We start from the raw sequence: 21,522 nt of genomic DNA, 5'->3' as shown, positions 1-21,522 counted from the left end.
GGCACTGGGTGTGCGTCGCTTGCTCATAAAATAGAAAGGCGCCAATGACTGTCGGCGACAAAGGCCGCAGTTTGAACCTCGCTACCGGCGCCTGACAACCCTCGGTTGTACTATTGTAGGAGCGAGCCTGCTCGCGAAGAACCCGAGACCGCCGCGGGGTTTCAGGTTCTACACATTATCGTTGGCGACATCTTGAGCAAGCTCGCGCCTGCGCCCGCACCAGTGCATTGCGCAGTGACAGGCGCGCTCAATCACAGGATAATGCGCAATCTTTTTCGGCGGCTCTGTCTTGTGGGCTGTCTGATACGTTTGCTTGTTTGGCCGCCTTAGCCTGACAACCCTGGAGTGTCTGGTTTGATTGTCTTCCGTTATTTATCCCGCGAAGTCCTGTTGACCTTGAGCGCCGTCAGCGCCGTGCTGCTGGTCATCATCATGAGTGGTCGCTTCATCAAATACCTCGCCCAGGCCGCTGCGGGCCTGCTGGATCCGGGCTCATTGTTCCTGATCATGGGGTTTCGTCTGCCCGGTTTCCTTCAGCTGATCCTGCCTCTGGGGCTGTTTCTCGGGATCCTGCTGTCTTATGGCCGGTTGTATCTCGAAAGCGAAATGACGGTATTGTCGGCCACGGGCATGAGCCAGCAACGCCTGTTTTGCATGACCCTGTTTCCAGCCACGCTGGTTGCACTGGTGGTGGCATGGTTGAGCCTGAGCCTGGCGCCGCAGGGGGCCAATCAATTCCAGTTGCTGCTCAACAAACAGGACGCCCTGACCGAGTTCGATACCCTGGAGCCGGGCCGCTTCCAGTCCCTGCGTGACGGCACCCGGGTGACCTACACCGAGACCTTGTCGGATGATCGCATCAACCTGGGCAGTGTGTTCATCTCGCAGAAAAACATCAGTTCCGACAAGAAAGACCGGGGCATTTCCGTACTGGTGGCTGAAAAGGGCCGTCAGGAAATCCGCCCTGACGGCAATCGCTACCTGATCCTCGACAACGGTTACCGTTATGACGGTAATCCCGGGCAGGCCGACTACCGGGCGATCAAGTACGAGGAGTACGGTGTCCTGCTGCCAAAACCGGATGTGAGCGACGAAGTCACCGATCGTGACGCGATGCCCACCAGTTCGCTGATTGGCAGCGATGACATTCGTTCCCACACTGAACTGCAATGGCGTCTGTCTCTGCCATTGCTGGTCTTCATCGTGACCTTGATGGCGGTGCCTCTGTCGCGGGTCAACCCGCGTCAGGGCCGATTCCTCAAGTTGCTGCCGGCGATTCTTCTTTATATGGCTTACCTGTCTATCCTGATTGCCGCTCGCGGCGCCCTGGAAAAGGGCAAGATCCCGACTTCGGTGGGGTTGTGGTGGGTGCACGGGATATTCCTGGCCATTGGCCTGGGCCTGCTCTACTGGGAAACCCTGTGCCTGAAGCTGGCGAGTCGTCGCAGCGCGCGGGAGGTGGCCCGTGGTTAAGCTCGATCGCTACATCGGTAGCAGCGTGTTCATGGCGATCCTGGCGGTACTGGGGATCATCCTCGGCCTGGCGACATTGTTTGCCTTCATTGACGAGATGAGCGAAGTCAGCGATTCCTACACCTTGGTCGATGTCCTGAGTTACGTAATGCTGACCGCACCGCGTCGTCTGTACGACATGCTGCCAATGGCGGCCTTGATCGGTTGCCTGATCGGCCTCGGCAGTCTGGCCAGCAACAGTGAATTGACCATCATGCGTGCCGCCGGCGTGTCGATCGGGCGAATCGTCTGGGCGGTCATGAAGCCCATGCTGGTGTTGATGCTGGTCGGTGTGTTGGTCGGTGAATATGTCGCGCCGGCCACCGAAACCGTGGCGCAGGCCAATCGCTCGCTGGCCCAGGGCAGTGGCGACGCACAAAGCGCCAGGCATGGCTTGTGGCACCGCCAGGGTGACGAGTTCATTCACGTCAACTCGGTGCAACCCAACGGTATCCTGTACGGCGTCACCCGCTATCGCTTCGATAACGAACGGCACATGTTGTCGGCGAGCTTCGCCAAGCGCGCGGAATTCGACACCGATCACTGGCAGTTGACGGATGTCACCACCACGCTGTTCCACGAAAAGCGTACGGAAGTGGTGGCTGCGCCTGTCGAGCGCTGGGATGTTGCACTTAGCCCGCAGCTGTTGAGCACCGTGGTCATGGCGCCAGAGTCGTTGTCGATCAGCGGTCTCTGGGGTTACATCCACTATCTGGCAGACCAGGGGCTGAACAATGGCCGTTACTGGCTGGCATTTTGGGTCAAGGTGTTGCAGCCATTGGTCACTGCCGCCCTGGTGTTGATGGCGATCTCCTTCATCTTCGGCCCGCTGCGCTCGGTGACCCTCGGCCAGCGGGTGTTCACCGGTGTCCTGGTGGGCTTCACCTTCCGTATCGTCCAGGATTTGCTGGGCCCTTCGAGCCTGGTGTTCGGTTTCCCGCCATTGCTGGCGGTGCTGGTTCCGGCCGGTATCTGTGCCTTGGCCGGGCTCTGGATGTTGCGTCGCGCCGGTTGATCCGGGGCTTTTGCGCCCTCGTTGTCGATAAAAAACGCCCCTGCCGCAAGGCCGGGGCGTTTTTGTATGTGCCGTCTGACCTGTGAACGTGACGCTGGCACCGTGGATCAGGTACAATTCGCGGCTATTTTTCGGCGGGCTATGCCTGCAGCCTTTTTGAGTGTTGATCCGTGAGTGATTTGAGTCATATCCGCAATTTCTCCATCATCGCCCACATTGACCATGGCAAGTCGACGCTGGCCGATCGCTTCATCCAGATGTGCGGCGGCCTGGCCGAGCGCGAAATGGAAGCCCAGGTCCTGGACTCCATGGATCTGGAGCGTGAGCGCGGGATCACCATCAAGGCGCACAGCGTTACTCTGTATTACAAAGCCCGCGATGGTATCAACTACCAGTTGAACTTCATTGACACCCCCGGCCACGTTGACTTCACCTATGAAGTCAGCCGTTCGCTGGCGGCCTGTGAAGGTGCGCTGCTGGTGGTCGACGCCGGTCAAGGTGTTGAAGCACAATCGGTTGCCAACTGCTACACGGCGATCGAGCAGGGTCTGGAAGTGATGCCGGTGCTGAACAAGATCGACCTGCCACAGGCCGATCCGGACCGTGTGAAGGAAGAAATCGAAAAAATCATCGGCATCGATGCCACCGACGCGGTCACTTGCAGTGCCAAGACCGGTCTGGGCGTCGATGAAGTGCTCGAGCGCCTGGTCACCACCATTCCCGCGCCGACCGGCAACATCGAAGATCCGCTGCAAGCGTTGATCATCGACTCCTGGTTCGACAACTACCTGGGCGTTGTGTCCCTGGTGCGCGTACGCCACGGCCGCGTGAAGAAGGGCGACAAGATTCTGGTCAAGTCCACCGGCAAGATCCACCTGGTGGACAGCGTCGGTGTGTTCAACCCGAAACACACCGCCACCGTTGACCTGAAGGCTGGCGAAGTGGGCTTCATCATCGCCGGCATCAAGGACATTCACGGTGCGCCAGTGGGCGATACCCTGACCCTGAGCTCGACCCCGGACGTTGACGTACTGCCAGGTTTCAAACGCATTCAGCCGCAGGTCTACGCCGGCCTGTTCCCGGTCAGCTCCGACGACTTCGAAGACTTCCGTGAAGCGCTGCAAAAGCTCACCCTGAACGACTCGTCGCTGCAGTACACCCCGGAGAGCTCCGACGCCCTGGGCTTCGGCTTCCGTTGCGGCTTCCTCGGCATGCTGCACATGGAGATCATCCAGGAGCGCCTTGAGCGCGAGTACGACCTGGACCTGATTACCACCGCACCGACGGTAATCTTCGAGCTGCTGCTCAAGACCGGTGAGACGATCTACGTCGATAACCCGTCGAAACTGCCGGACCTGTCTTCGATCGAAGACATGCGTGAACCGATCGTTCGCGCCAACATTCTTGTGCCGCAAGAGCACCTGGGCAACGTCATTACCCTGTGCATCGAAAAACGTGGTGTGCAGGTCGACATGCTGTTCCTCGGCACTCAGGTCCAGGTGACCTACGACTTGCCGATGAACGAAGTGGTCCTGGACTTCTTCGATCGTCTGAAGTCCACCAGTCGCGGCTATGCTTCGCTGGACTACCACTTTGATCGTTACCAATCGGCTAGTCTGGTGAAACTGGATGTGCTGATCAACGGTGACAAGGTCGACGCCCTGGCGCTGATCGTTCACCGTGACAATGCGCACTACAAAGGTCGCCAGTTGACCGAGAAGATGAAAGAACTGATTCCGCGGCAGATGTTCGACGTGGCAATCCAGGCCGCCATTGGCGGGCAGATTGTGGCGCGTACAACCGTCAAGGCGCTCAGAAAGAACGTATTGGCCAAATGCTACGGCGGTGACGTCAGTCGTAAGAAGAAACTGCTGGAAAAGCAAAAGGCCGGTAAAAAACGCATGAAGCAGGTCGGCAACGTGGAAATTCCACAGGAAGCCTTCCTTGCAGTGCTCAGGTTGGATAGTTAGGTCCTATGTCACTAAATTTCCCGCTGTTGCTGGTCATCGCCGTGTTCGTCTGCGGCCTGTTGGCGTTGCTCGATCTGCTTTTTCTGGCGCCGCGTCGTCGCGCCGCCATCGCCTCCTATCAGGGCAGCGTCAGCCAGCCTGATATCGTGGTGGTCGAAAAACTGAACAAGGAGCCGCTGCTGGTCGAATACGGAAAGTCGTTCTTTCCGGTGCTGTTCATCGTGCTGGTGCTGCGTTCGTTCCTGGTGGAACCGTTCCAGATTCCTTCCGGCTCGATGAAACCGACCCTGGACGTTGGCGACTTCATTCTGGTGAGCAAGTTTTCCTACGGGATCCGCTTGCCGGTGGTCGACAAGAAGATCATCGATGTCGGTGATCCGCAGCGCGGTGATGTGATGGTGTTCCGTTACCCGAGCGACCCGAACGTCAACTACATCAAGCGTGTGGTGGGCCTGCCGGGTGATCAGATTCGTTATACCGCCGACAAGCGTCTGTTCGTCAACGGTGAGTCGATCGCCGAGCAACTGGTCGGTAACGAGCCGGGTACCCTGGGCAGCGCAGCGCTCTACAAGGAAAAACTCGGCGTTGCCGAGCACCTGATCCGCAAGGAAATGACCCGCTACCGCGTCATGCCGGACCATTCGTGGACCGTGCCGGCCGGGCACTACTTCATGATGGGCGACAATCGCGACAACTCCAACGACAGTCGCTTTTGGGATGATCCGAGCATTCCCAAGGATCTGCTGGGCATGGTTCCCGACAAGAATATCGTCGGCAAGGCCTTCGCAGTCTGGATGAGCTGGCCGGAACCAAAACTCAGTCACCTGCCGAACTTCTCGCGGGTTGGCCTGATCAAGTAATCAAACACGGCGCTGTTGAACACAGCGCCGAATGCATTTCTGGAGTCGGCATATTCGGCGACAGAGGCATGAAAACAATGATATTCAGGACGTAATTTTTGAACACAGCGTTAATTGTCCCAAGCCTGCGCCGCACCTCGGCGATGGCGGTGGAATCCAGCCACGAACTCAGCGTGGGTAAACCGTGAGCGCCTCCTTAAGCCGTCTCGAGCGTCAGCTCGGCTACACCTTCAAGGATCAGGAACTGATGGTCCTGGCCCTGACTCACCGCAGTTTTGCCGGGCGTAACAACGAACGCCTGGAATTCCTCGGTGACGCCATCCTCAACTTCGTCGCCGGCGAGGCTCTGTTCGATCGCTTCCCGCTGGCCCGCGAAGGCCAGCTGTCGCGTTTGCGCGCACGCCTGGTCAAAGGTGAGACCCTGGCCGTACTGGCCCGTGGTTTCGATCTTGGCGATTACCTGCGCCTGGGCTCGGGCGAGCTGAAAAGCGGCGGTTTTCGCCGCGAGTCGATTCTGGCCGATGCCCTGGAAGCGCTGATTGGCGCGATCTATCTGGACGCCGGCATGGAAGTGGCCCGTGAGCGCGTGCTCGCCTGGCTGGCCGGTGAGTTCGAAGGCCTGACGCTGGTCGACACCAACAAAGATCCGAAAACCCGTCTGCAGGAGTTCCTGCAGTCTCGTGGTTGCGAACTGCCGCGTTACGAAGTGGTGGATATCCAGGGTGAGCCGCATTGCCGGACGTTCTTCGTCGAATGCGAAATCATCTTACTGAACGAAAAAAGCCGAGGTCAGGGTGTGAGCCGTCGTATTGCCGAACAGGTAGCGGCCGCCGCAGCACTGATTGCCCTGGGTGTGGAGAATGGCAATGACTGATACAAACGCAACTCGCTGTGGCTATGTTGCCATCGTCGGCCGTCCCAACGTGGGCAAGTCCACGCTGCTGAACCACATCCTGGGTCAGAAGCTGGCGATCACCTCGCGCAAGCCGCAGACCACGCGCCACAACATGCTCGGTATCAAGACCGAAGGCGCTGTACAGGCGATCTACGTCGACACCCCGGGCATGCACAAGGGTGGCGAGAAGGCCCTGAACCGCTACATGAACAAGACCGCTTCGGCGGCGTTGAAAGACGTCGACGTGGTGATCTTCGTGGTCGACCGCACCAAGTGGACCGAAGAAGACCAGATGGTCCTCGAGCGCGTCCAGTACGTGACCGGCCCGCTGATCGTTGCGTTGAACAAGACCGACCGCATCGAAGACAAGGCCGAGCTGATGCCGCACCTGAGCTGGTTGCAGGAGCAGTTGCCGAACGCGCAGATCATCCCGATTTCGGCGCAGCACGGCCATAACCTCGATGCGCTGGAGCGCGTGATTGCCGATCACCTGCCGGAAAACGATCACTTCTTCCCGGAAGACCAGATCACCGACCGCAGCAGCCGCTTCCTTGCCGCTGAGCTGGTGCGCGAGAAAATCATGCGCCAGATGGGCGCCGAGCTGCCGTACCAGATCACCGTCGAAATCGAAGAGTTCAAGCAGCAGGGCAAAACCCTGCACATCCATGCGTTGATCCTCGTCGAGCGTGATGGCCAGAAGAAAATCATCATTGGCGACAAGGGCGAGCGCATCAAGCGCATCGGCACCGAGGCGCGCAAGGACATGGAGCTGCTGTTCGACTCCAAGATCATGCTCAACCTGTGGGTCAAGGTTAAGGGTGGCTGGTCCGACGACGAACGCGCGTTGCGTTCGCTGGGTTATGGCGACCTGTAACGCCGGTTTCTGATATACAGCAAAACCCTGTGGGAGCGGGCTTGCTCGCGAAGAGGATGTAACATTCAGCATTGATGTTGACTGGTACACCGCTTTCGCGAGCAAGCCCGCTCCCACATTGGTTTTGGGTTGCTTGTAAAACTGCGCTTCCCCATTGAGATCTGCGATTTCCATGTCCCAACCCATCCCCCAACCCGCCTACGTCCTGCACTCCCGAGCCTACCGCGAAAACAGTGCGCTGGTGGATTTCCTGACGCCGCAAGGGCGGCTGCGGGCGGTGTTGCGCAGTGCGCGGGGCAAGGCCGGGACGTTGGCGCGGCCGTTCGTGCCGCTGGAGGTTGAGTTCCGCGGGCGTGGTGAGCTTAAGAATGTCGGGCGTATGGAGAGCGCCGGCATCGCGTCCTGGCTCAACGGCGAGGCGCTGTTCAGCGGTCTGTATCTCAATGAGCTTTTGATTCGCCTGTTGCCTGCCGAAGACCCTTTTCCTGCGGTGTTCGATCACTATGCCGCGACCTTGCTGGCCCTGGCCGAAGGCCGTCCGCTGGAGCCGTTGCTGCGGTCGTTCGAATGGCGCTTGCTGGATGATCTGGGCTACGGCTTTTCATTGATAACCGATATCCACGACGAACCCGTTGCGCCAGACGGCCTCTACCGTTTGCAGGTGGATGCGGGACTGGAACGGGTCTTTCTGCTGCAGCCCGGGTTGTTCAACGGCTCCGAACTGCTGGCCATGGCTGAAGCCGACTGGAGCGCACCGGGTGCGTTGTCGGCGGCCAAGCGTTTGATGCGTCAGGCACTGGCCGTTCACCTGGGTGGTCGGCCTCTGGTCAGTCGCGAGCTGTTTCGCAAGCCGTAGTCTCCCCGTATGCTGTGCACCGAACTTTCTCTTCTTCTGGAGCGCTTTCCGTGACCACCAGCACCCGCATTCTTCTTGGCGTGAACATCGACCACGTTGCCACTTTGCGTCAGGCCCGGGGTACTCGTTACCCGGACCCGGTCAAGGCCGCGCTGGATGCAGAAGAGGCGGGCGCCGACGGCATCACCGTGCACCTGCGCGAAGACCGCCGGCACATTCAGGAGCGCGACGTGCTGCTGCTCAAGGACGTGCTGCAAACCCGCATGAACTTCGAAATGGGTGTCACTGAAGAGATGATGGCGTTCGCCGAGCATATCCGCCCGGCGCATGTCTGCCTGGTGCCGGAGACCCGTCAGGAGTTGACCACCGAGGGTGGTCTGGACGTGGCGGGGCAGGAGGCGCGGATCAAGGCAGCGGTAGAACGCCTGGCGAAGATCGGCTGCGAAGTGTCGCTGTTCATCGACGCCGATGAGCGTCAGATCGAAGCGTCGCACCGCGTAGGCGCGCCGGCGATCGAACTGCACACGGGTCGCTACGCCGATGCGCAAACGCCGACCGAGGTGGCTGAAGAGCTCAAGCGCGTGGCTGATGGTGTGGCGTTTGGCCTGGCCCAGGGCCTGATCGTCAATGCCGGCCATGGCCTGCACTACCACAACGTTGAGGCGGTGGCAGCGATCAAGGGCATCAATGAGCTGAACATCGGCCATGCGCTGGTCGCCCATGCGCTGTTCGTTGGCTTCAAGTCGGCGGTGTCGGAGATGAAGGCGTTGATTCTGGCGGCTGCTGCCAAGGCTTAAAAACCAGCGCAAAAACCATGTGGGAGCGGGCTTGCTCGCGAAAGCGCAGTGTCAGCCAACAGAAATGTTGAATGTTGCACCGCATTCGCGAGCAAGCCCGCTCCCACATTTGATTTTGGTTGTCTGGACTAGAGCGGTGCAGGCTCTTGAGCCGGTTTGCTCTTGTCGATCCCCGGCACCAGCAGTTTGCCCTCGGCCACCTGATCGCCTTCCAGCTGTGGCTGCGTGACCCAGGTGAGGATGTCGTAGTAACGACGGATGTTCGCCACGAAATGCACCGGCTCGCCGCCGCGGGCATAGCCGTAACGGGTCTTGCTGTACCACTTCTTCTCGGACAGGCGCGGCAGGATCTTCTTCACGTCCAGCCATTTGTCCGGGTTCAGTCCTTCCTTGGCCGCCAGCTTGCGCGCGTCATCCAGGTGACCGCTGCCGACGTTGTACGCCGCCAGGGCAAACCAGGTGCGGTCCGGCTCCTGGATCGAATCGTCCAGCTGATCCTTCATATAGGCCAGGTACTTGGCGCCGCCCATGATGCTCTGCTTGGGGTCCAGGCGATTGGACACGCCCATGGCCTGCGCGGTGTTCTGGGTCAGCATCATCAGGCCGCGCACGCCGGTCTTGGAGGTCACTGTGGGTTGCCAAAGCGATTCCTGGTAACCGATGGCCGCCAGCAGGCGCCAGTCGACTTTCTCTTTCTTGGCGTAGGCCTTGAAGTGCTGCTCGTACTTGGGCAGGCGTTGCTGCAGGTGTTGGGCAAAGGTGGTGGCGCCCATGTAGCCAAGTACGTCGACATGCCCGTAGTAACGGTCCTTGAGGCGTTGCAGGGTGCCGTTCTTCTTGACCTTGTCGAGGTAGTCGTTGACCTCGTTGAGCAGGCTGTTGTCTTCACCGGGCGCTATCGCCCAGCTCTGGTCGCTGGCGTCACCGAGGTCGAAGGCGACGCGAATGTTGGTGAAGTACACCTGGTTCATCGCCACTTCGTTGGAATCGACCAGCGTGAGATCGATCTGACCTTCGTCGACCATACGAAGTAGGTCGACGACTTCGACTGCGTCGGATTCTTCGTATTCGATACCGGGATATTTCTGTTTCAGCTGCGCCAGTTGCTCGGCATGGGTGCTGCCCTTGAGCACCATGATTTTTTTGCCCACCAGATCCTTCGCATCGGTCGGGCGCGACTGGCCATTGCGATAAATGACCTGTGGGGTGACTTCCAGGTAGGAATGGGAAAACCGTACCTGTTTTTTCCGTTCTTCGCTGGTGACAAGGCCAGCGGCTGCCAGTACGGGGCCATTGGGCTGGCCTACCTGGTTGAACAGGTCGTCGAGGTTGTCGGCGGTCTCTATCTTGAGTTCGACCCCCAGATCGTCGGCGAAGCGCTTCACCAGCTCGTATTCGAAGCCGGTTTCACCGTTACGATCCTGGAAGTAAGTGGCGGGGCTGTTACGGGTAACCACCCGCAGCACACCATCCTCCTTTACACGCTCCAGTGTGTTGGGTTTATCAACACAACCCTGGAGCATCAGGAAGAGTCCGGTTGCGATCAGCCATCTGGCGTACCGCGGACGCAAAGCCGTTGGGGAAAACATCTGCGCAGTATACGCAAAGGACCACGGACGCCATATCTCGACAGTGAAGGGCCTATCTGCTAGCGATCGTAAAACAGGCCGAAACCCCGCAGGAATGGGCCTTTTATGCATTTTGATACAGTAAAAATAAGCTGTGGTGACACGCCCGGTTAACCTGACTCTCGGGGCAGAAACACAGATAGACACTCCAGTGCAACCGTGCGTAGCGTTTCGGGTGATGTCGCGGGCTGTTTAGGCTAGAATGCACGGCCTCAAAGCACACCCCTTCCCGAGGCTGTCCCGAAGATGTTGATCCTGCGCGGCGCTCCTGCCCTTTCTGCCTTTCGCCACAGCAAGCTCCTTGAGCAACTGAGCCAGAAGGTTCCGGCTGTCAGCGGCCTGTATGCTGAATTCGCTCACTTCGCCGAAGTTACCGGCGTACTGACCGGCGACGAACAGCAGGTGCTTGCGCGCCTTCTGAAGTACGGTCCAAGCGTTCCGGTACAAGAGCCGACCGGCCGTCTGTTCCTGGTATTGCCGCGTTTCGGCACCATCTCGCCATGGTCGAGCAAGGCCAGCGACATCGCTCGCAACTGCGGCCTGGGCAAGATCCAGCGCCTGGAGCGCGGCATCGCGTTCTACGTGGCCGGCCAGTTCAGCGACGCTGAAGCCCAGCTGATTGCTGATGGCCTGCACGACCGCATGACCCAGATCGTTCTGGGCAACCTCGAACAGGCTGCCGGCCTGTTCAGCCACGCCGAGCCAAAACCGCTGACCGCGATCGACGTGCTGGGTGGCGGCCGCGCCGCGCTGGAAAAAGCCAACACCGAGCTGGGTCTGGCCCTGGCTGAAGACGAGATCGATTACCTGGTCAACGCCTTCGTCGGCTTGAAGCGCAACCCGCACGACATCGAACTGATGATGTTCGCCCAGGCGAACTCCGAGCACTGCCGTCACAAGATCTTCAACGCCAGTTGGGACATCGACGGCGAGAGCCAGGAAAAAAGCCTGTTCGGCATGATCAAGAATACCTACGTGATGCACAGCGAAGGCGTTCTGTCGGCTTACAAGGACAACGCTTCGGTAATCGTCGGCTCCGTGGCCGGCCGTTTCTTCCCGGACCCTGAAACCCGCCAGTACGGCGCGGTGCAGGAGCCGGTGCACATCCTGATGAAAGTCGAGACCCACAACCACCCGACCGCGATTGCCCCGTTCCCGGGCGCATCCACCGGTTCCGGCGGCGAGATCCGCGACGAAGGCGCGACCGGCCGTGGTGCCAAGCCAAAGGCTGGCCTGACCGGTTTCACCGTGTCCAACCTGCAGATCCCTGGCTTCGAACAGCCGTGGGAAGTGCCGTACGGCAAGCCTGAGCGCATCGTTACCGCGCTGGACATCATGATCGAAGGCCCGCTGGGCGGCGCTGCGTTCAACAACGAATTCGGTCGTCCGGCCCTGACTGGCTACTTCCGTACCTTCGAACAATCGATCACCACCCCGCACGGTGATGAAGTCCGTGGTTACCACAAACCAATCATGCTGGCTGGCGGCATGGGCAACATCCGTGAAGAGCACGTCAAGAAAGGCGAGATCGTCGTCGGCTCCAAGCTGATCGTGCTCGGCGGCCCGGCGATGCTGATCGGTCTGGGTGGCGGTGCAGCTTCCTCCATGGCCACCGGCACCAGCTCGGCGGACCTGGACTTCGCTTCCGTACAACGCGAAAACCCGGAAATGGAGCGCCGTTGCCAGGAAGTCATCGACCGTTGCTGGCAGCTGGGCGACAAGAACCCGATCAGCTTCATCCACGACGTGGGTGCGGGCGGTCTGTCCAACGCTTTCCCGGAACTGGTCAACGACGGCGAGCGCGGTGGCCGTTTCGAACTGCGCAACATTCCAAACGACGAGCCGGGCATGGCCCCGCACGAAATCTGGTCCAACGAATCCCAGGAACGTTACGTTCTGGCGGTCGGCCCGGCTGACTTCGAGCGCTTCAAGGCGATCTGCGAACGTGAGCGTTGCCCGTTTGCCGTAGTCGGTGAAGCTACCGCAGAGCCGCAGCTGACCGTGACCGACAGCCACTTCGGCAACAGCCCGGTGGACATGCCGCTGGAAGTGTTGCTGGGCAAAGCCCCGCGCATGCACCGTTCGGTTGTTCGTGAAAACGAGCTGGGCGACGATTTCGATCCGTCGACCCTGAACATCGGTGAATGCGTCGAGCGCGTCCTGCATCACCCGGCCGTGGCCAGCAAAAGCTTCCTGATCACCATCGGCGACCGCACCATCACCGGCCTCGTGGCCCGTGACCAAATGGTCGGCCCGTGGCAGGTTCCGGTGGCCGACGTTGCCGTCACCGCCACCAGCTTTGACGTCTACACCGGTGAAGCCATGGCCATGGGCGAACGTACTCCGTTGGCTCTGCTGGACGCTCCGGCGTCGGGCCGCATGGCCATCGGCGAAACCCTGACCAACATCGCGGCTTCGCGCATCGGCAAGATCTCCGACATTAAACTGTCGGCGAACTGGATGTCGGCTGCCGGCCACCCGGGTGAAGATGCACGCCTTTACGACACCGTGAAAGCGGTCGGAATGGAGCTGTGCCCTGAGCTGGGCATCACCATTCCGGTGGGCAAGGACTCGATGTCCATGGCCACCCGCTGGAACGATGAAGGCGTCGACAAATCCGTCACTTCGCCAATGTCGTTGATCGTCACCGGTTTCGCGCCAGTGACTGACATCCGTCAGACCCTGACCCCGCAACTGCGCATGGACAAGGGCACCACCGACCTGATCCTGATCGACCTCGGTCGCGGCCAGAACCGCATGGGTGCCTCGATCCTCGCCCAGGTTCACGGCAAGCTCGGCAATCAGGCCCCGGACGTCGACGACGCCGAAGACCTGAAAGCCTTCTTCGCAGTGATCCAGGGCCTCAACGCCGACGGTCACCTGCTGGCTTACCACGACCGTTCCGACGGTGGTCTGCTGACCAGCGTGGTGGAAATGGCCTTCGCCGGTCACTGCGGCCTGAGCCTGAACCTCGACGGCCTGGCCGAAACCTCCGCCGATATCGCCGCCATCCTGTTCAACGAAGAACTGGGTGCCGTGATCCAGGTGCGCCAGGACTCCACTGCCGACATCCTCGCGCAGTTCAGCGCTGCCGGCCTGGGTGAGTGCGTGTCGGTGATCGGTCAGCCAATGAACAATGGCCAGATCAACATCACCTTCAACGGCGACACCGTGTTCGAAGGTCAGCGTCGTCTGCTGCAACGTCAGTGGGCCGAGACCAGCTACCAGATCCAGCGTCTGCGTGACAACGCCGACTGCGCCGAGCAAGAGTTCGACGTGCTGCTGGAAGAAGACAACCCGGGCCTTAGCGTCAAGCTCAGCTACGACGTCAACCAGGACATCGCCGCGCCTTACATCAAGAAAGGCATTCGCCCTCAGGTTGCCGTACTGCGTGAGCAGGGCGTCAACGGCCAGGTGGAAATGGCGGCGGCGTTCGACCGCGCCGGTTTCAACGCGATCGACGTGCACATGAGCGACATTCTGGCCGGTCGCGTCGACCTGAACGAGTTCAAGGGCATGGTCGCCTGCGGCGGTTTCTCCTACGGCGACGTACTGGGTGCCGGTGAAGGCTGGGCCAAGTCCGCGCTGTTCAACAGCCGTGCCCGCGATGCGTTCCAGGGTTTCTTCGAGCGTAACGACAGCTTCACCCTCGGCGTGTGCAACGGTTGCCAGATGATGTCCAACCTCCACGAACTGATCCCGGGCAGCGAGTTCTGGCCGCACTTCGTGCGTAACCGCTCCGAGCAGTTCGAAGCGCGCGTGGCGATGGTACAGATCCAGGAGTCGAACTCGATCTTCCTGCAGGGCATGGCCGGTTCGCGTATGCCGATCGCTATCGCCCACGGTGAAGGTCATGCCGAGTTCTCCAGCGAAGAAGCCTTGCTGGAAGCCGATCTGTCCGGTTGCGTGGCGATGCGTTTCGTCGACAACCACGGCAAGGTCACCGAAAGCTACCCGGCCAACCCGAACGGCTCGCCGCGCGGGATCACTGGATTGACCAGCCGCGACGGTCGCGTGACCATCATGATGCCGCACCCGGAGCGTGTGTTCCGTGCCGTGCAGAACTCGTGGCGTTCGGATGAGTGGAAAGAAGATGCTCCGCTGATGCGCATGTTCCGTAATGCTCGTGTGTGGGTGAACTAAGCACCGTGTACAAGCTCAGCTTTTTCGTTCCCGACAGTCATGTCGAGCGGGTCAAGAGCGCTGTATTCGCCGCCGGTGGCGGGCGGATCGGTGCTTATGACCATTGTTCATGGCAGGTGCTGGGCCAAGGCCAGTTTCGGCCACTGGATGGCAGCCAGCCGTTCATTGGCGAGGCAGGGCAGGTCGAACAGGTCGAGGAATGGAAGGTTGAGCTGGTGGTGGCGGATGAGTTGATTCGCCCGGTGGTGGAGGCTCTGAAGCAGAGTCACCCCTACGAGACACCGGCTTATGAGGTGTGGCGGTTGGAGGATTTCTGATTCCCTGGCTGCTGAAATGAAAAACCCGCTGAAAGTGATTTCAGCGGGTTTTTTCATGCCCAGGTTTTTTTGGGGCCTGCCAGGGAACCAGGATCTAAACCTTGGCGCTGACCTCACTGCGATTGATCAATGTTTCCAGCGTACCACTCAAAATCGGCGCCTTGTCGCCAATCAGCAGGTGCCAGATCCCTCCCTCTAGCTGAGTCACGCCATGGCAACCCAAGGCCTTCAACTCACTTTCGGACAAGGCTTTACCGTCAGCCAGTTGCAGACGAATGCGGGTCATTGCCACGCAATCCAGCTGCAACACATTGTCGCCACCGCCCAAGGCCTGCAGCCATTGCTGCGCTTCTGGAGTCGCGACGGCGACAGGTGTCGGTTCTTCGACCAGCGCCGCAGGCGTCGACACAATCGTCCGGTCCAACGCCGGCATCGCCAGGCGGATTTCATCGGCAATCGCATCGGCAATCGCATCGGCCATCGGCCCGACCACCACCTGCAAGCTTCCGCCCTTGCCCGGGCGCACCACGGCCATTGCGCCGAGTGCTTTCAAGTCCGTGTCCGAGGCTTTGTTGCGATCCACCATGTCCAGACGCAAACGTGTGGTGCAAGCGCCGACGGTGATCAGGTTGGCGGCACCGCCCAATGCCTTGATGTAAGCACCGGCGCGCTCATTTTCGGTGACTGCTACCTGCTCGGTGGCAACGCTGCCTTCACGGCCCGGTGTCTTCAGGTCGAAGCGCCGGATGCAGAAATCGAACACCAGGTAATAGATCACCGCATACGCCAGGCCCACCGGGAACACCAGCCAGCCGTTGGTGGATCTACCCCAGCCAAGAATCATGTCGATAAAACCACCGGAGAAGGTGAACCCCAGGTGGATGTTCAGCGCATTGGTGACGGCCATCGACACGCCGGTCAGCAAAGCATGCAGCAGATACAGCAGTGGCGCGAGGAACATGAAGGCGAATTCGATGGGCTCGGTCACGCCGGTCAGGAAAGAAGTCAGCGCCATGGACAGGAAAATCCCGCCCATCACCTTGCGCCGTTCCGGCAAGGCATTGCGGTACATCGCCAGGCACGCGGCGGGCAGGCCGAAGATCATCATCGGGAACATGCCGGTCATGAACTGGCCGCCTTTCGGGTCGCCGGCAAAGTAGCGCGACAGATCGCCGGTCACCAGCGCGCCGGTGGTCGGGTCGGTGAAGTTGCCGAACACGAACCACGCCATGTTGTTGAGGATGTGGTGCAGGCCAGTGACGATCAACAGACGGTTGAACACGCCAAAGACGAACGCGCCGATACTGCCGCTCTCCATCATCAATGCGCCGAAAGCATTGATGCCGTGCTGGATCGGCGGCCAGATGTAACCGAAGACGACCCCCAGGCCAACCGCCGTGAAGCCGGTGACTATCGGTACAAAGCGGCGGCCACCGAAGAACGCCAGATACTCCGGCAACTTGATGTCCTTGAAGCGGTTGTACAGCGCGCCGGCCATCAGGCCGCTGATGATCCCGGCGAGCATGCCCATGTTGATGCTCGAATCCAGCACCTTCAGGGTCGAGACCATCACCAGATAACCAATGGCCCCGGCCAGCCCGGCGGTGCCGTTGTTGTCCTTGGCGAACCCGACGGCGATGCCGATGGCGAAGATCATTGCCAGGTTGGCGAAGATGACCTGGCCGGCGTCGTGGATGATCGCGATGTTCAGCAGATCGGTGTCGCCAAGGCGCAGCAGCAGGCCGGCAATCGGCAGGATGGCGATCGGCAGCATCAGCGCACGGCCGAGGCGCTGCAGGCCTTCGATGAAGTATTGGTACATGGCGGATCTCCCTGGATTCTTGTTGGCGTTGTTCAGCTCAGAGGCCAATGCTGGTGACAGGCGTGACGCACTGCAGCGGCGCTGCCGAGCTTGAGCAGACCCTGGCTGATGCGCCGGCATTCGCTGGCGTCGAGGTGCCGCACGCGATCCTTGATTTCACCGATTTGCACCGGGCTTACCGACAACTCGCTGACGCCCAGGCCGATCAGTACCGGCGTGGCCAGCGGGTCAGAAGCCAGCGCGCCGCAAACGCCAACCCAACGCTTGTGCACTGCGGCACCGGCGCAGGTCTGGGCGATCAGCCGCAGCAGCGCCGGGTGCAGCGCATCGACCCGCGAGGCGAGGCCGGCGTGGTCGCGGTCCATGGCCAGGGTGTATTGCGACAGGTCGTTGGTGCCGATGGACAGAAAGTCCGCGTGTTCGGCCAACTGCTCGGCAAGCAACGCGGCCGCCGGGACTTCGATCATCACGCCCAGCTCCGGGCGTTCACTCACGCCCAGCTCAGTGCACAAGGCCTCGAGGCGCTGGCGGATGTGCAGCAACTCGTCGACCTCCGTCACCATCGGCAACAGGATTCGGCAGCGAGACAGCGCACTGACGCGCAGCAGGGCGCGCAGTTGTTGATCCAGCAGTTCAGGTCGAACCTGAGCCAGACGAATGCCGCGCAGGCCCAGCACGGGATTGGCCTCGGCAGGCAGCGGCAGGTAATCGAGTTGCTTGTCGCCGCCGACGTCGATGGTGCGGATGATCACCGACTTGTCGCCCATAGCGTCGAGCACCGCTTGATAAGCACCACGTTGCTCTTCTTCGTCCGGCGCGGTGTTGCGGTCGACGAACAGGAATTCGGTGCGCAACAGGCCGACGCCATCGGCGCCATTGGCCAGGGCATCCGCTGCCTCGGCGCTGGACGCCACATTGGCAGCCACTTCGATCTGCACGCCGTCGAGGGTGAGTGCGTGGGTGTGTGCTTGAGATTGTTGCAGCGCGCGACGTTGCTGGCGGTCAAGTTGCGCTTGCTGCACGACGGCAATGCGCTCGTCGTCAGGGGCCAATTCGAGGCGACCGCCGTCGGCATCCAGCACCACGGCTTGGCCCTGTTGCTGATCAAGCAGCGTCGAGCCCAGCGCAACAAGGCACGGCAAACCTTTGCCACGAGCGAGAATCGCCACATGGGACGTCGCGCCACCTTCGGCCATGCACAGCCCGGCGACGCCTTGCTGGCTCAGTTGCAGCAGGTCGGACGGGGTCAGTTCCTGTGCGGCGACGATGGCGCCTGGCGGAACGTCGTAGTGCCAGGTTGCGCCGAGGAGGACGCGCAACACCCGTTGCTTGAGGTCGCGCAGGTCGTTGGCGCGCTCGGCCAACAGCGCACTGCCGAGTTGCTGCAGCACCTCGCACTGCACGTCGATCGATTGGCTCCAGGCGTGAGTCGCGGCCATCCCCTGGTCGATGGAGGCGTTTGCGGCATCCAGCAACGCCGGGTCTTCGAGTAGCGCGAGGTGCGCAGCGAAGATGGCTTCTTCGTCGGTGTTCTTGTGTTTTTTCGCTTGGGCCAGGGTGGTGTCGATTTCACTGCGTACCACGCTCAGCGCGGTATCGAGGGCGTGCAGTTGTTGCTCTGGATCGTGGTTGCCGGCGTCTACCGGCAGGCTGATGGTGTTCAAGCGAAACAACTGACCGCCGACCAGGCCGGGCGCGGCGCAAACGCCGTGCAGCACGCCCGCTTCGGCGGCACGCGCACGCTGGGCAATCGGTGCCGGCGCGGCTGCGTGAGTGTCTTCGGCGAGCGCTGTGGATAACACCGAGAGTAGCGCTTGCAGAGCGGCTTCGGCATCCGGGCCCTGGCAACTGACCTGAACTTCTTCCTGCTCGCCGATGGCCAGGCCCATCAACCCGATCAGGCTGTCGCAGGTTGCCGATTTGCCGGCGAAGTGCAGCTGCGATTTGCTCTTGAAGCCTTGGGCGGTCTGACGGATCAACGCGGCCGGCCGGGCATGCAAACCACCTCGAAGGGCGATGCGGACATGTCCGTGGATCTCTTCGCCGCCCATGTCCACTTCGGCCTGGGCGCCAGATGTTTGTCGACGAATGATGTGCAGCAACGGCTCGCCGACCCTCACCGATTTCAGGGTGATTGGCCGTGCCTGGAATTGCTCGCTGTTGGTCAGGATCAGCAAGCTGACCAGGCTTTTGCACTGCTGCGCGACCTTGTCCAGGTCGTAGCGCAACAGCGGTTGGCCGTTGACCACGCGCGCGCCTTCCTTGACTAGCATCGAGAAGCCCTGGCCTTGCAGTTCGACCGTATCGAGACCCAGGTGCAACAACAGTTCCGCACCGTTGTCGGCACGCAACGTGACCGCGTGGCCGGTGCGCGCTACGTGCACCACCACGCCGGCGCAGGGGGCGTGAAGGGTGTCGTTCAACGGGTCGATGGCGATGCCGTCGCCCATGGCGCCGCTGGCGAACACCGGGTCCGGGACTTTGGAGAGCGTGAGCACCGGACCGCTGAGCGGGGCGCTTAAGGTCAGCTCTTTATTGTTGTTATGCATGGCTCGGTCTCATTAAAAAACAACAGTTCGGAACAACGCGCTTTTCTGTGGGGACGAACCTGTTCGCGATGGATTCAAGAGCGTCGCGGGGTGTCAGGTTTTCCGTGTAATCGTTAACGTCCATCGCGAGCATGCTCGCTCCTGCAGGTCATTCAAATCGTCATTCGATTCAGTGAGTGCGCGTGACTTTGCTCAGGTGCCGCGGTTGATCCGGGTCCATGCCGCGAGCTACGGCCAGGCCGGCGGCCATCACGTAGAAACTCTGAATGGCCAGAATCGGGTCGAGGGCCGGGTGTTCGGCGCGGGTCAGGGGCAAGTCGCGCTCGAGCACATCGTCCGGTGCAGCCAGCAGGACTCGGGCGCCGCGCTGGCGCATGTCGGCGGCCAGGCTCAGCAGGCCGGCCTGTTCGGCACCCCGTGGGGCGAAGACCAGCAGCGGGTAGTTGTCACCGATCAAGGCCATTGGCCCGTGACGGACTTCGGCGCTGCTGAAGGCTTCGGCCTGGATCGCCGAGGTTTCCTTGAACTTGAGCGCCGCTTCCTGGGCGATGGCGAATCCGGCGCCACGGCCGATCACCATCAGCCGTTGGCAATCGCGCAAGGCCTCGATCGCCGGGCTCCAGTCCTGCTGCGCGGCATTGCGCAGGCCGGCAGGCAAGGCAAGTCCGGCTTCGAGCAATTCGGCGTCTTCTTTCCAGTGGCCGATCAAACGGGCGCTGGCGCTGAGGGTGGCGATGAAACTCTTGGTTGCAGCGACGCTGCTTTCGGTGCCGGCGCACAGCGGCAGGCTGAATTCGCAGGCGGCTTCCAGCGGCGAATCTTCGGCATTGACCAGGGAAATGCTCAAGGCGCCACGCTTGCGCAGCAGACGCAAGCTGTTCACCAGGTCCGGGCTCTGTCCCGATTGCGAGAACGCGAACGCAACCTGACCGCTGACCTTCAAGGGTGCCTGCTGCATGGTGACCACCGACATCGGCAACGACGCCACCGGAATGCCCAGCAACTGCATGGTCAGATAGGCGAAATAGCTGGCGGCATGGTCCGAGCTGCCACGCGCCACGGTCATGGCGACTTGCGGAGGCTGTCGGCGCAGGCGCCCGGCGATCTCGATCATCTGCGGGTCGAGTTGTTGTAGCTGAGCCTGCACGGCCTGGAACGAGGACAGCGCCTCTTCAAGCATTTTTGAAGTCAATGTCTTCTCCTTCGACCATGACGGCGGTCAGTGTGAGTGAGCGATCGAGCCGCACGCAGTCGGCCCAGGTGCCTGGTTGCAGGCGTCCGCGATCGGTGATGCCGAGGTAGTCGGCGGGGAATTGCGACAGGCGTTGCGAAGCTTCGGCGATCGGCAGGCCGATCTTCACCAGATTGCGCAGGGCCTGATCCATGGTCAGGGTGCTGCCGGCCAGGGTGCCGTCGGGCAGGCGCACGCCGCCCAGACATTTGGTCACGGTGTGGCTGCCGAGCTTGTATTCACCGTCGGGCATGCCGGCGGCGGCGGTCGAGTCGGTGACGCAATACAGGCACGGGATCGAACGCAGGGCGACGCGGATGGCGCCGGGGTGCACGTGCAGCAAGTCGGGAATCAGCTCGGCGAATCGGGCATGGGCCAAGGCGGCGCCGACGATGCCCGGTTCGCGGTGGTGCAACGGGCTCATGGCGTTGTAGAGATGAGTAAAGCTGCTGGCACCGGCCTCCAGCGCGGCCACGCCTTCCTCGTAGCTGCCAAGGGTGTGGCCGATCTGCATACGCACGCCACGGCTGCTGAGGTTGCGAATCAAGGCATCGTGACCGGCGATTTCCGGGGCGATGGTGATCACCCGGATCGGCGCCAACGCCAGGTATTCTTCGACTTCGGCCAGCAGCGCGGTGTGGGCGAAATTCGGTTGGGCACCGAGTTTGCCCGGATTGATGTACGGGCCTTCCAAGTGGACGCCAAGCACCCGGGCGCAGCCTTTCGGCCGCTGTTCACAGAATTCGCCGACGGCCTTGAGCACGCCGCAAATCTCTTCGCTCGGCGCGGTCATGGTGGTGGCCAGCAGTGCCGTGGTGCCGAAGCGCACGTGGGTCCTGGTGATGGTCTCGAAGGCCGATGCACCTTCCATGATGTCTTTGCCGCCGCCACCGTGAACGTGCAGGTCGATGAAGCCCGGCAGCAGATAGGGCAGGTCGTTTTGCGCCGGATCGCAGGGCTCGCCTTCGATCGACACGACTTTGCCGTGTTCGTGGACCAGTCGGCCGCGAACCCAGCCGTGGGCGGTGAGGATGTTGTCTTCGGACATGATGG

Annotated in this window: 15 protein-coding genes; 10 read left to right on the top strand and 5 right to left on the bottom strand. The window is 61.1% G+C overall.

Translation table 11 applies throughout. The annotated features are described in order from the left end of the window. The first annotated feature begins 354 nt into the window (after positions 1–354). The 8 genes from lptF to pdxJ all read left to right on the top strand — a co-directional run bounded on the left by lptF (position 355) and on the right by pdxJ (position 8,779). Positions 355–1,473: an LPS export ABC transporter permease LptF gene (lptF, locus tag KW839_RS16240; protein WP_060543127.1), complete on the top strand. Its 1,119-nt coding sequence runs from the start codon at positions 355–357 to the stop codon at positions 1,471–1,473. After that, the gene (lptG, locus tag KW839_RS16235; RefSeq protein ID WP_218424905.1) at positions 1,466–2,527 is read left to right on the top strand and encodes an LPS export ABC transporter permease LptG; all 1,062 of its coding nucleotides are present in this window, start codon (positions 1,466–1,468) and stop codon (positions 2,525–2,527) included. The genes lptF and lptG overlap by 8 nt, the downstream gene beginning before the upstream one ends. Before the next feature lie 170 nt (positions 2,528–2,697). Next, on the top strand, positions 2,698–4,497 hold the full coding sequence (gene lepA / locus KW839_RS16230; protein WP_060543129.1) for a translation elongation factor 4: 1,800 nt from the start codon (positions 2,698–2,700) through the stop codon (positions 4,495–4,497). 5 nt (positions 4,498–4,502) lie between these two features. Beyond that, a complete protein-coding gene (gene lepB / locus KW839_RS16225; protein ID WP_060543130.1) occupies positions 4,503–5,357 on the top strand; it encodes a signal peptidase I in 855 nt (284 codons plus the stop codon). 184 nt (positions 5,358–5,541) lie between these two features. Further along, entirely contained in the window at positions 5,542–6,231 is a 690-nt protein-coding gene (gene rnc / locus KW839_RS16220) for a ribonuclease III (RefSeq protein ID WP_218424904.1), read from the top strand. Next, positions 6,224–7,126: a GTPase Era gene (gene era, locus KW839_RS16215; RefSeq protein ID WP_060543132.1), complete on the top strand. Its 903-nt coding sequence runs from the start codon at positions 6,224–6,226 to the stop codon at positions 7,124–7,126. Before rnc ends, era begins: the two co-directional genes overlap by 8 nt. Positions 7,127–7,298: 172 nt before the next feature. Next, entirely contained in the window at positions 7,299–7,982 is a 684-nt protein-coding gene (gene recO, locus KW839_RS16210; RefSeq protein ID WP_218424903.1) for a DNA repair protein RecO, read from the top strand. A 50-nt stretch (positions 7,983–8,032) separates the two neighbouring features. Continuing rightward, on the top strand, positions 8,033–8,779 hold the full coding sequence (gene pdxJ / locus KW839_RS16205; RefSeq protein ID WP_060543134.1) for a pyridoxine 5'-phosphate synthase: 747 nt from the start codon (positions 8,033–8,035) through the stop codon (positions 8,777–8,779). Between the two features lie 128 nt (positions 8,780–8,907). Here the strand turns inward: pdxJ and mltF are convergent, their stop codons facing one another. After that, positions 8,908–10,368, bottom strand: coding sequence for a membrane-bound lytic murein transglycosylase MltF (gene mltF / locus KW839_RS16200; RefSeq protein WP_218424902.1), 1,461 nt, complete (start codon positions 10,366–10,368; stop codon positions 8,908–8,910). A 285-nt stretch (positions 10,369–10,653) separates the two neighbouring features. Between mltF and purL the strand changes: the two genes are divergently transcribed. Next, positions 10,654–14,550 (top strand): phosphoribosylformylglycinamidine synthase, encoded by a 3,897-nt coding sequence (purL, locus tag KW839_RS16195; RefSeq protein WP_218424901.1) that lies wholly within the window; start codon positions 10,654–10,656, stop codon positions 14,548–14,550. A gap of 5 nt (positions 14,551–14,555) precedes the next feature. After that, positions 14,556–14,867, top strand: a complete 312-nt coding sequence (locus KW839_RS16190) for a YqfO family protein (RefSeq protein ID WP_218424934.1) — start codon at positions 14,556–14,558, stop codon at positions 14,865–14,867. Between the two features lie 94 nt (positions 14,868–14,961). Here KW839_RS16190 and nagE read toward each other — a convergent pair whose 3' ends face one another. The 4 genes from nagE to nagA form a co-directional block, all read right to left on the bottom strand. Continuing rightward, complete coding sequence (gene nagE / locus KW839_RS16185) at positions 14,962–16,689, bottom strand: N-acetylglucosamine-specific PTS transporter subunit IIBC (RefSeq protein WP_218424900.1); 1,728 nt, start codon at positions 16,687–16,689, stop codon at positions 14,962–14,964. Between the two features lie 32 nt (positions 16,690–16,721). Continuing rightward, on the bottom strand, positions 16,722–19,238 hold the full coding sequence (gene ptsP, locus KW839_RS16180; RefSeq protein ID WP_218424899.1) for a phosphoenolpyruvate--protein phosphotransferase: 2,517 nt from the start codon (positions 19,236–19,238) through the stop codon (positions 16,722–16,724). 169 nt (positions 19,239–19,407) lie between these two features. Beyond that, positions 19,408–20,418, bottom strand: a complete 1,011-nt coding sequence (locus KW839_RS16175) for an SIS domain-containing protein (RefSeq protein WP_371318079.1) — start codon at positions 20,416–20,418, stop codon at positions 19,408–19,410. Then, complete coding sequence (gene nagA / locus KW839_RS16170) at positions 20,411–21,517, bottom strand: N-acetylglucosamine-6-phosphate deacetylase (RefSeq protein ID WP_218424897.1); 1,107 nt, start codon at positions 21,515–21,517, stop codon at positions 20,411–20,413. Before nagA ends, KW839_RS16175 begins: the two co-directional genes overlap by 8 nt. Between the last annotated feature and the right edge of the window lie 5 nt (positions 21,518–21,522).

The organism is Pseudomonas sp. PDM31 (assembly GCF_019218965.1).
Classification (GTDB): Bacteria; Pseudomonadota; Gammaproteobacteria; order Pseudomonadales; family Pseudomonadaceae; genus Aquipseudomonas.
Note: the sequence above shows the minus strand (reverse complement) of the source record. Positions and strands in the feature narration are given on the sequence as shown.

Bases quoted from the DNA above. Each gene is read 5' to 3' on its own strand.
- lepB (WP_060543130.1), top strand. From the start codon at position 4,503: ATGTCACTAAATTTCCCGCTGTTGCTGGTCATCGCCGTGTTCGTCTGC.
- era (WP_060543132.1), top strand. From the start codon at position 6,224: ATGACTGATACAAACGCAACTCGCTGTGGCTATGTTGCCATCGTCGGC.
- recO (WP_218424903.1), top strand. From the start codon at position 7,299: ATGTCCCAACCCATCCCCCAACCCGCCTACGTCCTGCACTCCCGAGCC.
- mltF (WP_218424902.1), bottom strand. From the start codon at position 10,368: ATGTTTTCCCCAACGGCTTTGCGTCCGCGGTACGCCAGATGGCTGATC.
- purL (WP_218424901.1), top strand. From the start codon at position 10,654: ATGTTGATCCTGCGCGGCGCTCCTGCCCTTTCTGCCTTTCGCCACAGC.
- nagE (WP_218424900.1), bottom strand. From the start codon at position 16,689: ATGTACCAATACTTCATCGAAGGCCTGCAGCGCCTCGGCCGTGCGCTG.
- ptsP (WP_218424899.1), bottom strand. From the start codon at position 19,238: ATGCATAACAACAATAAAGAGCTGACCTTAAGCGCCCCGCTCAGCGGT.
- KW839_RS16175 (WP_371318079.1), bottom strand. From the start codon at position 20,418: ATGCTTGAAGAGGCGCTGTCCTCGTTCCAGGCCGTGCAGGCTCAGCTA.
- nagA (WP_218424897.1), bottom strand. From the start codon at position 21,517: ATGTCCGAAGACAACATCCTCACCGCCCACGGCTGGGTTCGCGGCCGA.